The following is a 15483-nucleotide window of genomic DNA, read 5'->3' on the forward strand; positions in this document are numbered from 1 at the left end:
TAGATTAAACTTTAGTGTTTGTATTTTTAAATGGATTAAGTTTTGTTGCATGGAAGACTATTGCTATTATTTGCCAATAACTGAAACAGGATTTTTTTCAGCTATTGCTATGGATTATGTTACAGAAAAACCTGCCATAAGGCCTTTTTACGAACATAGTGTATCATTAGATGGCATAAAAGCTGCAATTGCCGCCAGACAAAAAACTAAAAATCATAGAACAGTTTTACAGGCTGCTTTACTAGAGCAATACAGCCAAACTACCCTAACTGAGGTTCAACAAAAAAATTTAAACGCATTGTTGTTGGATAATACGTTTACCATTACAACAGCACATCAGCCCAATATTTTTACAGGCCCATTATACTTTATTTATAAAATAATTCATGCCATACAGCAGGCTCAATTTTTACAACAACAGTTGCCTGAATACAATTTTGTGCCGTTTTATTACATGGGTAGTGAAGATGCCGATTTAGAGGAATTGGGTAATATAACGTTACAGGGTAAAAAGCTAACCTGGTTAACCAACCAAACGGGCGCTGTAGGCAGAATGAAAGTTGATAAACTTTTTTTATCATTAATTGAAGAAATAAAAGGACAGATTAATGTTTTACCCTATGGTGAACAGTTATCGCATCTTTTCGCCAATGCATACACGTTAGGTAAAACCATTCAGCAAGCAACTTTTGAATTGGTAAATAATTTATTTGCCGACTTTGGATTGCTAATTTTAATACCCGATAATGCTGCTTTAAAAAAAGTGTTTGAACCGGTGGTTGAAAAAGAATTACTGGAACAGTTTTCGCATAACGCAATAGCAAGCACAATTAAAGCATTACAGGAACATTATCCCATACAAACGCAAGGTAGATCTATTAATTTGTTTTACTTAACCGATACTTATCGTGAAAGAATTGAATGGGATGCTGCCTTAGAAAAATTTGTAGTGAAAAATACGCAGTTGCAATTTACTAAAACAGAAATGTTGAACGAGCTGCGTCAGTACCCTGAACGTTTTAGTGGCAATGTAATTTTACGTGGTTTATTTCAAGAAACTATATTGCCCAATATTATGTTTATTGGTGGCGGGGGCGAATTGGCCTATTGGTTAGAATTGAAAAATGTATTTGCCGCTGCTGCTATCCCTTATCCTGTTTTGTTATTGAGAAACTCATTTGTAATAGCCGATTCGAATAGTTTAAAACAATGGAAACAAATGCAGTTTACTATTGCCGATTTGTTTAAGCCTATTCTGACATTACAACAAAACTATGTATTGAAGCACAGCAACTACAATGTATTGTTAGACTCGGAAATAAAAGCCCTAAATGAAGTGTATGAACAAATGCGGCAACATGCTGTAAAAGCAGATGCTACATTAGAAAAGCATGTTTTAGCATTGCAACACAAGGCCGTAGAAAAAATAAATGTGTTGCAGAAAAAAATAATAAAGGCTGAAAAACGAAAACATGAAATTGAAATGCACAGATTAGAAAGAATTAAAAACGCTTTATTTCCCAACAATCATTTGCAAGAACGCGTTGAAAATTTTTCTGTGCTTTATGCGCATTATGGTCCCAACTTGTTGCATTCTATTTTGAAAGCCAGTAAACAATTTGGGCAAAAAATGGGGGTTATTGAATTGTCTTAATTATCAAACTGATTGGGCCAATTGCTTTTTACTTTCCCAATTTTTTCTTTTACATCATTTTCCAGTTGCATTTTATATTGTGCCACTTGAATACCAATTTCATTGTTAAAGGCGCCTAATATTTGTGCTGCTAAAATGCCTGCGTTTTTGGCTGCATTTAATGCAACGGTAGCAACAGGCACCCCATTAGGCATTTGTAATATGGATAAAATTGAATCCCATCCATCAATTGAGTTAGAAGACTTAATGGGAACTCCTATTACTGGTAAAGTTGTAATAGATGCTAGCATACCCGGCAAGTGAGCGGCACCCCCTGCACCTGCAATAATTATTTTCAAACCCCGTTCTTTGGCTTTTTGTGCATATTCAATCATGCGTAATGGAGTTCTGTGTGCAGATACAATAGTTAACTCAAATGGAATATGCATTTGTGTAAGTATATCAGCAGCTGCCTGCATTACCGGAAGGTCGCTATCGCTGCCCATTACAATGCCTACTTGTATGTTTGTGATTGTCATAAATTATGCTTCAGTTTGCAATTGACGTTTGTAAAGTTGTATGGTATTTTCAAATCCCAAATAAAGTGCATCACTAATAATTGCATGGCCAATACTTACCTCATCTAAATTTGGAATATGTTTTTTAAAATAGGCTAAATTATGCAAATCTAAATCGTGGCCAGCGTTAATACCTAATCTAAGTTTATTTGCCAGTTCGGCTGCGGCAACATAGGGTTTAATAGCTTTTATTGGATTTCCTGCTGCAAATAGTCGAGCATATCCTTCTGTATAAAGTTCAATTCTATCGGTAAAAGTATTGGAAGCAGCCTCTACCATTTTTAAATCTGGATCAACAAATATTGAAACCCGAATACCAGCTTTTTTAAAAGTACTAATTACATCTATTAAGAATGCTTTATTTTTTATGGTATCCCACCCATGATCACTGGTAAGTTGTTGAGAGGCATCGGGAACCAATGTTACTTGATGCGGCTTTACTTCTAATACTAAATCAATAAATTTTTTTTCTGATGGGTTCCCTTCAATATTGAATTCGGTGGTAATAATAGGTTTTATTTCTCGAACATCTTTATAAGTAATATGCCTTTCGTCGGGGCGTGGATGCACGGTAATGCCTTCTGCACCAAAAAGCTGTGCATCAATGGCTGCTTTCAAAACATTGGGATTGTTACCTCCTCGGGCATTACGCAATGTGGCAATTTTATTAATGTTTACACTTAAGCGGGTATGCATGATGATTGATTATATAATTATGCAAAGTAATTGTAAAAATGGCAAAAGTATTCATTCATTTTCTATTCCTGTTTTGCTATTAAACCCGTTAGGGCAAACAGGTATCTTTCCGTAAAACAGCACTACCTTCGCAACAACAATTTTAAAGCCTAAGTGTTTCATTATTATGTCGTATAACAGTTTGGAATCTTGTTTAATTGATTTAGAAAAGCATGGCCATTTAGTAAGGGTAAAAGAAGAAGTAGATCCTTATTTAGAAATGGCTGCCATTCATTTAAGGGTACATGCGGCAGGAGGCCCGGCTTTATTGTTTGAAAATGTAAAAGGAAGCAAATTCAGAGCTGCATCAAATATATTTGGAACAGTAGAAAGAAGTAAATTTATTTTTAGGGACACTTTTAAATTGGTTCAACAATTAATTGAGCTAAAAAATAATCCAATCAAGGCTATTCAATCGCCCATTAAAAATATGCGTACAGGATGGGCCGCTATAAAAGCCTTCCCTTTAAAGCATCCAAGCCATAAACCGGTTTTAGCCAATGAAATTGCCATTAGTGATTTACCACTAATTCAACATTGGCCCAAAGATGGAGGTGCATTTGTTACCCTACCCCAAGTTTATACAGAGGATATTGATGCACCAGGTATTATGCATGCCAACTTAGGCATGTATAGAATACAATTAACGGGTAATGATTACATCTTAAAAAAGGAAATAGGATTGCATTATCAATTGCATCGTGGAATAGGCGTGCATCAAACAAAAGCAAACGCAAAGGGATTGCCGCTAAAAGTAAGTTGTTTCGTAGGCGGACCACCTGCCCATACTTTAGCTGCAGTAATGCCTTTGCCGGAAGGAATGAGTGAAATGGCTTTTGCCGGTGTGTTAGGAAATCGCCGTTTTAGATATACTTATGTAGATGGTTTTGCGGTAAGTACAGACGCTGATTTTGTTATTACAGGAGAAGTATTGCCCGGTGAATTAAAACCTGAAGGCCCATTTGGTGATCATTTAGGTTATTATAGTTTACAACACCCATTTCCATTAATGCATGTGCATAAAGTTTATGCACGTAAAAATGCTATTTGGCCTTTTACGGTAGTGGGAAGACCACCTCAAGAAGATACTAGTTTCGGGGCTTTAATTCATGAGTTAACAGGGAATGCCATTGCCAAAGAAATACCCGGTGTAAAAGAAGTGCATGCCGTTGATGCAGCCGGTGTACACCCTTTATTGTTAGCAGTGGGAAGTGAGCGTTATACACCTTACAATCCAACACAGCAACCCGCTGAAATTTTAACCATTGCAAATCATATATTAGGTACGGGGCAGTTAAGTTTGGCTAAATATTTATTCATTACTGCTGAATATGATGCACCAGTAAATGCTCACAACGTACCCGCATTTATGCAGTATATATTGGAAAGGATAGACTTTAGCCGGGATGTGCATTTTTATACAAACACCAGTATTGATACGCTTGATTATAGTGGTACCGGATTAAATAAGGGTAGTAAAGTAGTTTTGGCTGCTTATGGAAAACCCATACGTAGCTTATGTACAGAAGTCCCTTCGAGTATGCATGAATGTTTGCCTTTTTATAATGCACAATTGGCATTACCCGGTGTTGTGGTTATTTCAGCACCGGCTTATAGTAGTGAGGCAGAAACTTTACAACTAATAGAATGCATTAACACAGGATTGTCGGAAGATGCATTACAAAATGTAGCATTAATTGTGTTGTGCGATGATAGTGGATTTACTGCTAAAAATCTTCAAAATTTTTTGTGGGTTACATTTACTCGTTCAAATCCTTCACACGATATACATGGTATTCATGCTTTTGTTGAGCATAAGCATTGGGGTTGTAAAGGCCCCTTGGTTATTGATGCTCGTATTAAACCATACCATGCACCGGCAGTTGAAGTATTACCCGAAACCAATAAAAAGATTGATAAATTATTTGCGAAGGGTGGAAGTTTGTACGGTATTGAATAGGAATTGTTACAGCAGAATGCCTTGTAAAAACAAATATGCTACACTAAAGTAAATAATCAGTCCTGTAACGTCAACTAATGTAGCAACGAATGGTGCGGAGGATACTGCCGGGTCGGCCCCTAATTTTTTTAATAAAATGGGTAGCATAGAGCCGGATAAAGTTCCCCATAATACAACGCCAATTAAACTTACACCTACGGTAAAGCCAATTAATAACCAATGTTCTCCATATAAATTTTGAATAATGCCATGTTGCATTAACACATGCCAACTGGCAATACGGACAAAACCAATAAATCCTAAAATGCTTCCTAAAACCACACCACTGCTTATTTCTCGCCTCATTACACGCCACCAATCACTTAATGATACATCTCCAACAGCCATTGCTTGAATGATTAAGGTTGACGCTTGTGATCCGCTATTGCCACCACTTGACATGATTAGTGGTACGAAAATAGAAAGCACGACAGCTTTTTCAATTTCATCAGCAAAAAATGCCATAGCAGTAGCGGTAAGCATTTCACTTAAGAATAAAACAATTAACCAGCCAACCCTTTTCTTTATTAATTTAAAAAACGAAATGTCAAGATAAGGTTCATCTAATGCCTCGGTTCCACCAATCTTCTGAATATCTTCACTAAATTCTTCATTGGTAACCCATAAAATGTCATCAATAGTTACAATACCTAACAAAATATTATTATCGTCCACAACCGGCAATGCCACTCTGTTATTCATTTTAAATACCTGATTGGCATATTCTTGATCATCGTGAACATTTAAGGTAATTACCCTTCCATCCATAATTTCCGAAACAAGGGTGCTAGGCGATGCTAATAAAATATCTTTTATGCGTAAATCATCTAACAGTTCACCATTTTGGTTAATTACATAAATCACATCAATGGTTTCGCTGTTTTTTGCATATTTTCTTATAGTTGCGAAAACTTCTTCAATTGTATTGTATTCATAAACATACACATAGTCGGGTGTCATTAAACGACCAACCGAATCTTCCGGATATCCCAACAAGGAAAGGGTAATTTTTCTTTCTTCCGGGTTTAAAAGTTTAATTAAATCGCGAATTGTTGCATTGGGTAATTCCGATAAAAAAGAAGTTCTATCATCGGGCGGTAATTCATTTAGTAACTCGGCTGTTTTGGCGACGGATAATGATTTGACAATATTTTTTTGTTGCGTTAAATCTAATATTTTGAATACATGAATAGCCCGATGCATTGACATTAGGTTGATAATGTATGCTTCATGCTCCGGATACTGGTTAATTAATTCAACTACGTCGGTAATGTGCAAATTATTCAGAAAATAGGATAGGGCATCTTGATTCCTTTCTTGAAGGTAATGTAAAAATTGTTCCTCTATTGCAGTATGGTTTACATAATTTCCGGCCATAATGCAATTTAATATTTTCAGTTAGCACAAAAAAATACAGAATGATTAATTCCTATTAACTTCGTTTTCTTCTTACCTACTATTATTATGATTCTACCTTGTTTAACCATTGCACCATCAATAAAGGGTGGTAGAGGTGTTTTTACAACTATTCATTTAAAAGCCGGCACTGTAATTGAAATTTCTCCGGTTTTGGTACTTAACAAAAATGAAAGGGCTATGGTAGAACAAACATTATTGTATAATTATATATTTGAATGGGGTAAAACAGGAAAGAAAGCTGCCATTGGTTTAGGTTATTTATCCATGTACAATCATGATTATAATGCTAATGCCGATTATACAATGGACTTTGAACACGCCACTATGACCATTAAAACTGTAAGAAAAATTGCTAAGGGAGAGGAAATTTTTATTAACTACAATGCGAATCCAACCGATAATACCCCAATTTGGTTTGATGCTAAATAAAAATGGGGTTGTAAGAATACAACCCCGTAATTCACCAAAACCCAACTATAAAAAATGTTACCAATATTGATAGCCTAGTAAACGGGCTAATTCAACTTTTGCTAAGCATAACTGATATTGGTATTGTAATCTGGTTAATTCAGCTCTTTGAACATTAGTGCTGGCATTAGTTAATTCTAAGTTAGTGCCTGTACCATTTAGGAAGCGAGCAGCAGCCAATCTTTCGGCATATTTTGCTTCATCAATTTGCCCTTGTGTATTTTGAATTCTTTCCATATTGCTTTTAATATCGGTCAGGGCTTGCTGTATATCTTTTTTATAATTATTATTCAATGTTTCTTGTGCTAATTCATTTTGCTTAACAATGTTTTGTGCCAGTTTTACTTGTTGTTTTGTTTTACCGCCATTATAAATAGGAACAGTAATACCAATACCCGCTAAATAATTAAAACGCGGATTTTCTACTTCGGGTATATAACCATTTTTGTATCCTGCAGAAGCTTGTAAACCCACCATTGGTTTGTTCGCTAATTTGGCAATATTTACATCGCTTAAAGCTTCTTTAATTTTATCTTTCATAATCACAAAATCCATGTTGGTTGCCTGAGCAATTGCAATTAAATCGTCAATGTTGTTGGTGGCTGTTAAATCAAAATCGAACTGAGTACCATTGGCTAAACTTATGCCGGTAGTGTAATTCAATAAGTTCAATTGTTTTTGTATATTATTTTGTAAATCAACTTTTCTGTTTTGCTCATTATCAATTGCAGCTTGAATATTTAATACATCCACCTTTAATGCGTCGCCATTTTGCAATTTAGCATCAACAATTTTTTTATTATCGTTTAAGAATTTTAAAACGCTATCCTGAATGGCAATTGCTTTTTTCAGGTATACAATATTGTAATAAATAGTAGCAACTTGATTGGCTAGTTGTGCCTTAACATAGGAAAGACTGTGTGTAGCAGTTTGTAATTCATCTTTCGATTTTTCGATGTTTGCTTTTAAACGTCCAAAATCTATTATTGCATATTGTGCGTTAATGCTGGCGTTTACACTATTCACGGGTGCAAATTGAAAGTCTGTACCTCCTAGTGGAATAGTAATTTTTGGTTGAATATAAGCGTAGCTTGCATTACCTGTAACCTCAGGCATATTATTCAACTTTGTTAATTCTAATTTTTGTTGTGCGGTGCTGATGGTATTATTAACCTCTTTTACTTTTGGGTAGTATGTAAAAGATTGATTGATTAAACTTTTTAGCTCAGTATTGATCTGTACTTGTGCGGTTCCATAAACTGCATACATACTAAACAATAAAAGCAAAATATTTTTTTTCATTTTCATTTATTTTAATTATTGCTTTTTTATATATATTTAATGGGCTTCACTAGCAGCCTTCAACATAGCGGCTTTTTCTGCATCACTTTGTTTTTTTACTCTTAAAAATGCAACTAGTGGAATTACCAAAATAAAAAATATAGCCACTAATCGGAATGTATCTAAATAAGCTAAATAATAGGATTGTCGTTCAACTGATGCATTTATAAAACCGTAAGCTTGGTGGGTAGCATCTTGTAAAGTAGCGCCTGTTTTACTCATTAAACCACCAGCTATGGTATGTACCCGCTGATTTAAGAGAGGGGAACCTTCCGGCATTTTACTAACTAAGTCGGTTCGGTGTTGTGCATATTGGTGTGAAATATAGTTATTGGCCATTGCAATACCAAATGCTCCCCCTAATTGACGAATCATATTGTTTAAAGAAATGCCCGCTGCATAATCTTTAGGTTCTAATCCTGCAACTGCTTGATTAATCAATGGTAATTGCACCATTGATATACCAATGGCTCGAAGCAATAGTGGGAAAAAGAAATCCCATTTGCCTACATCAGGACTAACTTGTGATGTAAGAATACTATATGCTGCAAATAATAAGAATCCAACTACTACAAAAGGAATAGGTGAAACTCCTTTACTCATAATTTTACCAACAATGGGTAACATTACTACTGCCATAAGGGTAGGTGGCAATAATGAAATACCTGTTTCGTAAGCCGTAAATCCTAAAATACGTTGTGCTAAAATAGGATAAACAAATACCGAAGTGAATAGCCCTAATCCGGCTACAAAAGTAAAAATGGTTGTAAATGCTAAATTACGATTGCCAAGTACGCGTAAGTTTACTGCCGGCTCATCAATACTTAATTCATAAATAATAAAGCCGATAATACCAACAACTGCAATTATAGAGCAAATTCGAATGGCATCGCTGCTAAACCAATCATCAGCTTCACCCCGTTCCAATACAAATTGTAAACAACCAATACCGGCTGCCAGCAATAGTATACCGTTATAATCAATATGAATTGATTTTTTCTTTTTCCCTTCGCCTTCCTTTTTTTCAATAAAATAAAAAGTAAGCATTGTAGCAATAATACCAATGGGTATATTAATCATGAATATTAATGGCCAAGAAGCATGGTCAATAATGTATCCTCCCAAAGTTGGACCTAATGTTGGACCTAGTACAATACCCATACCAAATAAGCCAGAAGCAATAGGGCGGTCTTTTGGCTCAAATGCATCGAATAAAATTGCTTGCGAAGTTGATAATAATGCACCACCTCCAATACCCTGAACAAAACGCCAAGCAATTATTTCAACCAAAGAAGTAGACTGTGCACACATGTATGATGCAGCCGTAAAAATGATCATTGATACCAAGTAATAATTTTTACGACCAAAATATTCAGCTAAAAATCCGGTTAATGGAATAATAATTACATTGGCAATAGCATATGAGGTAATAACCCAACTAATATCTTCAATGCTTACGCCCAAACTTCCACTCATATCATTTAAAGCCACGTTTACTATTGATGTATCAATTAGCTCCATTACTGCAGCAGTAACTGTAGTTAATACAATAATAAATCGGGCAAATCCTTTTGGTGTCGCCATGTTTTTTTAATTAATCTTTATTGTTTGCAACTACATATACACTGAGTCCTGCACGCATCAAATCTTTAATCTGATCAAGATTGTCGAAATTAATTTTAACTGGAACACGTTGAGTAACTTTTACAAAGTTACCACTAGAATTATCGGGCGGTAACAATGCGAATTTAGCCCCGGTAGCATCACTTAAATTGGCTACTGTTCCGGTGAATTTTTTATTGGGATAAGCATCAATTTCAATTTCAACTTTCTTACCGGTATGTAAATGTTGTAATTGATTTTCTTTAAAATTGGCTACTACCCAATAATTGCTGTCATCAACAATTGAAAATAAAGGTGTGCCTTCCTGAACAAATTGGCCTTCACTGATATTTCTTTTTCCAATTTTTCCTGATTGAGGAGCAAAAATTTTGGTGTAAGTAAGTTTTAATTTTTGTTGATCAATTTTTGCCTGCTGAACGGCAATGGAAGCTTCCGCTTTCTCTACTGCAGCTTTTAAAACAGCAATTCTACTGTCGGCTGCGTTATAATCACGATGGCTGTTTTGATATTGTTGTAAAGCAGTTTCATAATTGTATTGCGAGTCATCTAATTGTTTTTTGGTAATTGCTTCGGCTGCAAACAAATTTTTGTCTCTATTCAAATCTTGCTCTGCTTTCTTTAAGCGAATTTCACTTAAATCAATATTGCCTTTATTAACTTTCAACGATACCAAGGCATTGTTTAAAGAAGCTTTTGCGTTTACAATATCAATTTTTGTTTGTGCTAATGATGCTTCCATTTCCTTTAATTGCAATTGTAAATCAGCATCATCAATTTCTGCAACTAATGCACCGGCTTTCACGCTATCATAATCTCTTATGTATAGTTTTTTAATGTAACCTGAAACTCGGGGTAATACCGGTGTAATTTGTCCTTCAACCTGTGCATCATCGGTAGTTTCGTGGGTTAGCGCAAATTTTATTTTATCGAAAATAAAATACCCTGCTATCAACAATACAACTATTAGTACGATTAATCTGACAGGTGATTTTTTCTTGGGTTCTTTTGCTTGCTGTTCCATGTATTTTTCTTGGTTTATTTTGTTTCGGAGTTTAAAAGAGAGGAATGAACAATTTGTTGAATGTGTGTAACAAGTCTTTTTCGAAAATGTTCATCAATGTAAGGGTCAAAATCTGTTTCTGTATTTTTTACAATAAATAAACAACAAACCGATTTTGATTTTAGTACCTGATTAATGGTACCAACAATAGTGGCAAAAAGTAAGGGTGCATCTACCTTTTTAAATATTTTTTTTCTTATGCCTTTCTCAATGGTTTTTGAAAAGAAATTAATTTTCTTGTTAATTGATTCAATAAGAATTTGATGTAGTTCATGCCTGTTCGATACCAACATTTCCTGTTCCATAACTTTATGAAAGTCTGGATTTGAGAAGAATCGGTCTACATAATATTCAATGATTAAATCAATTTTTTCAATTTCATTCAGGGTTTTATCGTTTTCTAATTCGTCAAACTTTACCTGTAATTTATTAATCCGTTCCTCTACAATGGCTTCAAATAATTTTTCCTTCGAGCCGAAGTAATAATTAATCATGGCCAAGTTTACTTCTGCTTTTTGTGCTATGTCGCGTATGGATGTGCCTTCATAGCCTTTTTCGGAAAACAAGGATAAGGCAGTCTCCATAATCACTTCACGCTTATCTAACTTATCTGCACACATACAAAATAATTTACGCTGCAAAGTTAAACAAGTGTTTGATTTAAACAAACGTTTGATTTATTTTTATAAAAATTTAATGTAGAATTAAAATTAAAGCCTCAATTTTAGGTTTCATATGTCTATAAACTCGGTGTTAAGAAAGCAAGATTTCGGACCAAATTTTCAATGGGGCATTGCTATTGCTGCAGCGCAAAATGAGGGTGCAGCTAATTTGTACGGTCGTGGGCCTTCTATTTGGGATGATTTTGCACAACGTTCGGGTAAAATAAAAGGGCATGCTAAACCAACAGAATGCTGTGATTTTTATCATCGTTATAAAACCGATTTGTTGCTCGTAAAACAAATGGGATTTAATGTTTTTCGATTCTCAATTTCCTGGAGTCGTATTTTACCGAATGGTACCGGGGCTGTTAATAAAAGTGGCATTGCTTTTTATCATCAGTTAATTGACGCTTGTTTAGCTTTAGACATTACACCATGCATTACTTTGTATCATTGGGATTTGCCTTTAGCCCTGCAAAAAGAAGGTGGGTGGACTTCTCACTCCATGTTGAAATGGTTTAGTAAATATGTTACACTTTGCATGCAAGAATATGGGCACAAAGTAAAGCAATGGATTATACTGAACGAGCCTATAGGTTTTACATCTTTAGGGTATATGTTGGGCAAACATGCTCCCGGAAAATCTGGCATTCAGCAATTTTTTGCTGCTGTTCATAACGCTGCATTGTGTCAGGCTGAAGGCGGACGAATTGTTCGCGCTTTAGTAAAAGATGCAAAAATTGGTACAACTTTTTCCTGCAGTAAAGTCAATCCCGCTTCCGAAAAAAAAGAAGATCAATTAGCTGCAGAACGCATAGACATTTTATTAAATAGACTGTTGATTGAGCCTACTTTAGGTTTAGGTTATCCATCTTCAGAAAATTTTATCTTAATGGATCGATTACATTTGTTTACAAAGGCTTGGAAATATACTGAACGTATGCAATTTGATTTTGATTTTATTGGCTTACAAAATTATTTTCCTGTAACAGTAGCATATCAATCGCTCATTCCTTACCTACAGGCAGTAGAAGTTAAAGCCAAAAAAAGAATAGTGCCTTGTACCGATTTAGGATGGGAAATAAATGCTACTGATTTTTATAAAATTTTAAACCAATTTGCTGCATACAAAAAAATTAAATCAATCATAGTAACCGAAAATGGCGCTTGTTTTAAAGACAAGTTGGTGAATGGAACCATAATGGATACCAAACGCATTGATTATTTTAAAATTTATCTTTCTGCATTATTAAAAGCTAAAAAAGATGGCTTACCTATTGATGGTTATTATGCATGGACTTTAACCGATAATTTTGAATGGGCAGAAGGATTTAAAGCACCTTTTGGTTTGGTGCATGTTGATTTTGAAACACAACAGCGTACCATGAAAGCATCGGGTATTTGGTGGCAACATTTTTTGCACAATCAAAATATATAATTTACTTATGATAATTAGAAAGTTTGTATCGTTTTTTTTACTTGTAAGTTTTTTCTTGATAGTTAGTTATGGTAATGCTCAAAAAGTATGGACGGCAAAATTATTACGCCCCGATGGGCATGCAATTGTATTTAATTTTGAATTAACTCAGTTGAACAAAAAACCGGTTTTGTATTTAATAAATGGGGCAGACAAATTTTTAGTAGATAATGTTCTGTTTAAAAATGATTCGGTACTTATTCAAATGCCGGTGTTTGAATCGCAATTCAAGGCTAAAATTGTTAGCCCCACTGAGTGGCATGGATTATGGAAAAAAGGTACTTCCGGTGCACCTGTATTATTGCCTTTTGAAGCAAAAGTGCAATCTCAAAAATTTTCTGTTACACAACCTGCAGTTGCTAATTTATCAGGTCGTTGGCAAGTTACGTTTATTCGCCCCAATGGTACGCCACGTCCAGCTATTGCAGAATTTGTGCAACACAATAATACCATAACGGGCACTTTTTTAACTCCTAGTGGCGATTATCGATATTTAAGTGGAATTGTAAATGGCGATACATTAAAGCTATCCACCTTTGATGGAGGACATGCCTATTTATTTGAAGGAACCGTGCAACAAGATTCTTTATTGAAAAATGGATTTTTTTATTCTGATGCTACTGGGTTAGAAAAATTTTCAGCCTTTAAAAATCAGAATGCACAATTACCCGATTCAATTGCTGCTACCTATATGAAACCAGATGAAACTACTTTGCATTTCACGTTTCCCAACCTTAATCATCAACCTATTTTGTTTCCTAATGCAAAACTTAAAAATAAAGTAGTTATTCTGCAAATAATGGGTTCATGGTGCCCTAACTGCATGGATGAAACACAGTTTTTAAGCAAATTTTATCATCAATACAAAAATAAAGGGGTAGAAGTAATGGCATTGGCCTATGAACTAAGTACAGATTTTAATCGTTCTAAAGCCAGTTTGGAAAAGTTTAAGCAACGGTTTAATGTGCAGTATCCCATTCTGATTACTGGTGTTGCTGTAAACGATAGTTTAAAAACTGAAAAAACACTTCCTCAATTACAAGCTATAAAAGTGTTTCCTACGCTAATTTTTGTTGGGAAAGATGGAAAGGTTGCTAAAATTGATGCCGGTTTTTACGGGCCCGGATCAGGTGAGCATTATAAAAAATTTCAAGAGGAATTTTATCAAACTGTTCAGTACTTACTACAACAAAAAAATAATAACGAATAAACTTTATTTACTAAATTACGCTGGTTGAGCAGTAAGATTAAATACTAACGTACTACATTTTATATTCTTAAATAGCCAAAACTTTGCCACATGAAAGCTATAAGACAGTTCGTAATATTTATTTTAGTTATAGTTGCCATCGTTGCTTTTTTTATAGGTATTCAATTAATTAACGACTCAAGTGGGCGAACATTAGGTTTAATGTATGATGATTTGCAAGGAACACCCTTTAGTTCATATGCCACTCCCGGATGGTTGTATTTAATTTTTATCGGAGTAGGAAGTATGGTTACATTGATTTTAACTGTAAAACATACAAAACATTATGCGGCTATTGTAATCATTATGGGAATTATTTTAGCAATTTTTATCATTGCCCAAATTACGCTAATCAATAGCATTAATTTTTTAATTGTTATATTAGCTTTTTTTGCTTTCGCACTTATTGTTTTAGGTAATTTTATGCGCAGAAATTTAAAACATCCGCATCATGCACCTGTTCAACAAAAAGCATTTCATAAAAACAAGAAGCATCACTTACATAAAAAATAAAAGCATGGAATATACAGTATTCCATACTTTTAATAATCAATCAATTTTTATTTTAGATAACTACGAATAAACCAGGCATATTTTTCATGCAGTTCCATTAATCCGGTTAAAAATTCAGCGTTGCCTAAATCTTTGTATTCGTCAGTAAATGTATTTACATCATTTCGTAAATTTCTAATTAAAGTTTCATGATCGCTCAACAAGTTTTCTAATTGTTTTTTTTGATTGTTACTGTAATCTTCTTCTAATAAGTTAGTTAGTGACAAAAAATCTTTTAACCTGCCTTCTGCATAATGTCCCAACATTCTAACGCGTTCCGCAATTTCATCAATTTTTTCATCAATGGCATTGTACATGTCTTCATAAAACTTATGCATTTCCATAAAGTTGCTGCCTTCAATGTTCCAATGGCAGTTGCGTACTTTAGTGTACAAAACATATTCGTCTGCTAAAATTTGATTCATTCTTTTGGCAGCCAATTGGGCATGCTGTTCATTAATTCCAATATTTGCTTTCATAAAATGAAATTTTTAATTCATTACAAATTTAATTTATTCAATTTGATAAGCTTGTTATTAAACTGCTATAATTTTAAATATTAGTACATATTCATGCTTTAGTGTGATGAAAAAGAAAGGGGGAAAATTTTTTTATTGATTATGAATATAGCCTTACATTTGCACAATAATTTCTAAAATGACATTCATACATTCACATATTTATCAT

14 protein-coding genes are annotated in these 15483 nt (G+C 34.4%); 6 read left to right on the forward strand and 8 right to left on the reverse strand.

Annotated elements, in window-relative coordinates; genetic code table 11:
* Positions 1-49 precede the first annotated feature (49 nt).
* Entirely contained in the window at positions 50-1654 is a 1605-nt protein-coding gene (gene bshC / locus ACP5P5_RS08825; RefSeq protein WP_428285741.1) for a bacillithiol biosynthesis cysteine-adding enzyme BshC, read from the forward strand.
* Here bshC and purE read toward each other — a convergent pair.
* Positions 1651-2172: a 5-(carboxyamino)imidazole ribonucleotide mutase gene (purE, locus tag ACP5P5_RS08830; RefSeq protein ID WP_428285742.1), complete on the reverse strand. Its 522-nt coding sequence runs from the start codon at positions 2170-2172 to the stop codon at positions 1651-1653. The genes bshC and purE overlap by 4 nt on opposite strands.
* 3 nt (positions 2173-2175) lie before the next feature.
* Positions 2176-2907 (reverse strand): pyridoxine 5'-phosphate synthase, encoded by a 732-nt coding sequence (locus ACP5P5_RS08835; RefSeq protein ID WP_428285743.1) that lies wholly within the window; start codon positions 2905-2907, stop codon positions 2176-2178.
* A gap of 166 nt (positions 2908-3073) precedes the next feature.
* Here ACP5P5_RS08835 and ACP5P5_RS08840 point away from each other — a divergent pair, with 166 nt between their 5' ends.
* On the forward strand, positions 3074-4906 hold the full coding sequence (locus tag ACP5P5_RS08840; protein ID WP_428285744.1) for a UbiD family decarboxylase: 1833 nt from the start codon (positions 3074-3076) through the stop codon (positions 4904-4906).
* A 6-nt stretch (positions 4907-4912) separates the two neighbouring features.
* Here ACP5P5_RS08840 and mgtE read toward each other — a convergent pair whose 3' ends face one another.
* Positions 4913-6322, reverse strand: coding sequence for a magnesium transporter (gene mgtE / locus ACP5P5_RS08845; protein WP_428285745.1), 1410 nt, complete (start codon positions 6320-6322; stop codon positions 4913-4915).
* Between the two features lie 87 nt (positions 6323-6409).
* Here mgtE and ACP5P5_RS08850 point away from each other — a divergent pair, with 87 nt between their 5' ends.
* Positions 6410-6793 carry an SET domain-containing protein gene (locus tag ACP5P5_RS08850; protein WP_428285746.1) on the forward strand — a complete coding sequence of 128 codons (384 nt, stop codon included), beginning with the start codon at positions 6410-6412 and terminating at the stop codon, positions 6791-6793.
* Positions 6794-6850: 57 nt separating this feature from the next.
* Here ACP5P5_RS08850 and ACP5P5_RS08855 read toward each other — a convergent pair whose 3' ends face one another.
* The 4 genes from ACP5P5_RS08855 to ACP5P5_RS08870 are packed head-to-tail and all read right to left on the reverse strand — an operon-like array spanning position 6851 to position 11476.
* Positions 6851-8134, reverse strand: coding sequence for a TolC family protein (locus ACP5P5_RS08855; RefSeq protein WP_428285747.1), 1284 nt, complete (start codon positions 8132-8134; stop codon positions 6851-6853).
* Between the two features lie 36 nt (positions 8135-8170).
* The gene (locus ACP5P5_RS08860; protein ID WP_428285748.1) at positions 8171-9757 is read right to left on the reverse strand and encodes a DHA2 family efflux MFS transporter permease subunit; all 1587 of its coding nucleotides are present in this window, start codon (positions 9755-9757) and stop codon (positions 8171-8173) included.
* Positions 9758-9767: 10 nt separating this feature from the next.
* Positions 9768-10817 (reverse strand): HlyD family secretion protein, encoded by a 1050-nt coding sequence (locus tag ACP5P5_RS08865; protein ID WP_428285749.1) that lies wholly within the window; start codon positions 10815-10817, stop codon positions 9768-9770.
* A gap of 14 nt (positions 10818-10831) precedes the next feature.
* Positions 10832-11476 (reverse strand): TetR/AcrR family transcriptional regulator, encoded by a 645-nt coding sequence (locus ACP5P5_RS08870; RefSeq protein WP_428285750.1) that lies wholly within the window; start codon positions 11474-11476, stop codon positions 10832-10834.
* Positions 11477-11591: 115 nt separating this feature from the next.
* On the opposite strand from ACP5P5_RS08870, the gene ACP5P5_RS08875 reads away from it, so the two are divergent.
* The 3 genes from ACP5P5_RS08875 to ACP5P5_RS08885 all read left to right on the forward strand — a co-directional run bounded on the left by ACP5P5_RS08875 (position 11592) and on the right by ACP5P5_RS08885 (position 14757).
* Positions 11592-12956, forward strand: a complete 1365-nt coding sequence (locus ACP5P5_RS08875) for a glycoside hydrolase family 1 protein (RefSeq protein ID WP_428285751.1) — start codon at positions 11592-11594, stop codon at positions 12954-12956.
* Positions 12957-12963: 7 nt separating this feature from the next.
* On the forward strand, positions 12964-14205 hold the full coding sequence (locus ACP5P5_RS08880) for a peroxiredoxin family protein (protein WP_428285752.1): 1242 nt from the start codon (positions 12964-12966) through the stop codon (positions 14203-14205).
* A gap of 90 nt (positions 14206-14295) precedes the next feature.
* The gene (locus ACP5P5_RS08885; RefSeq protein ID WP_428285753.1) at positions 14296-14757 is read left to right on the forward strand and encodes a hypothetical protein; all 462 of its coding nucleotides are present in this window, start codon (positions 14296-14298) and stop codon (positions 14755-14757) included.
* 47 nt (positions 14758-14804) lie between these two features.
* On the opposite strand, the gene ACP5P5_RS08890 is transcribed toward ACP5P5_RS08885, so the two are convergent.
* Entirely contained in the window at positions 14805-15275 is a 471-nt protein-coding gene (locus ACP5P5_RS08890; RefSeq protein ID WP_428285754.1) for a Dps family protein, read from the reverse strand.
* Positions 15276-15483: the final 208 nt, after the last annotated feature.

This window comes from Hydrotalea sp., assembly GCF_049968455.1.
GTDB lineage: Bacteria > Bacteroidota > Bacteroidia > Chitinophagales > Chitinophagaceae > Hydrotalea.

Bases quoted from the DNA above. Each gene is read 5' to 3' on its own strand.
- bshC (WP_428285741.1), top strand. From the start codon at position 50: ATGGAAGACTATTGCTATTATTTGCCAATAACTGAAACAGGATTTTTT.
- purE (WP_428285742.1), bottom strand. From the start codon at position 2,172: ATGACAATCACAAACATACAAGTAGGCATTGTAATGGGCAGCGATAGC.
- ACP5P5_RS08835 (WP_428285743.1), bottom strand. From the start codon at position 2,907: ATGCATACCCGCTTAAGTGTAAACATTAATAAAATTGCCACATTGCGT.
- ACP5P5_RS08840 (WP_428285744.1), top strand. From the start codon at position 3,074: ATGTCGTATAACAGTTTGGAATCTTGTTTAATTGATTTAGAAAAGCAT.
- mgtE (WP_428285745.1), bottom strand. From the start codon at position 6,322: ATGGCCGGAAATTATGTAAACCATACTGCAATAGAGGAACAATTTTTA.
- ACP5P5_RS08850 (WP_428285746.1), top strand. From the start codon at position 6,410: ATGATTCTACCTTGTTTAACCATTGCACCATCAATAAAGGGTGGTAGA.
- ACP5P5_RS08855 (WP_428285747.1), bottom strand. From the start codon at position 8,134: ATGAAAAAAAATATTTTGCTTTTATTGTTTAGTATGTATGCAGTTTAT.
- ACP5P5_RS08860 (WP_428285748.1), bottom strand. From the start codon at position 9,757: ATGGCGACACCAAAAGGATTTGCCCGATTTATTATTGTATTAACTACA.
- ACP5P5_RS08865 (WP_428285749.1), bottom strand. From the start codon at position 10,817: ATGGAACAGCAAGCAAAAGAACCCAAGAAAAAATCACCTGTCAGATTA.
- ACP5P5_RS08870 (WP_428285750.1), bottom strand. From the start codon at position 11,476: ATGTGTGCAGATAAGTTAGATAAGCGTGAAGTGATTATGGAGACTGCC.
- ACP5P5_RS08875 (WP_428285751.1), top strand. From the start codon at position 11,592: ATGTCTATAAACTCGGTGTTAAGAAAGCAAGATTTCGGACCAAATTTT.
- ACP5P5_RS08880 (WP_428285752.1), top strand. From the start codon at position 12,964: ATGATAATTAGAAAGTTTGTATCGTTTTTTTTACTTGTAAGTTTTTTC.
- ACP5P5_RS08885 (WP_428285753.1), top strand. From the start codon at position 14,296: ATGAAAGCTATAAGACAGTTCGTAATATTTATTTTAGTTATAGTTGCC.
- ACP5P5_RS08890 (WP_428285754.1), bottom strand. From the start codon at position 15,275: ATGAAAGCAAATATTGGAATTAATGAACAGCATGCCCAATTGGCTGCC.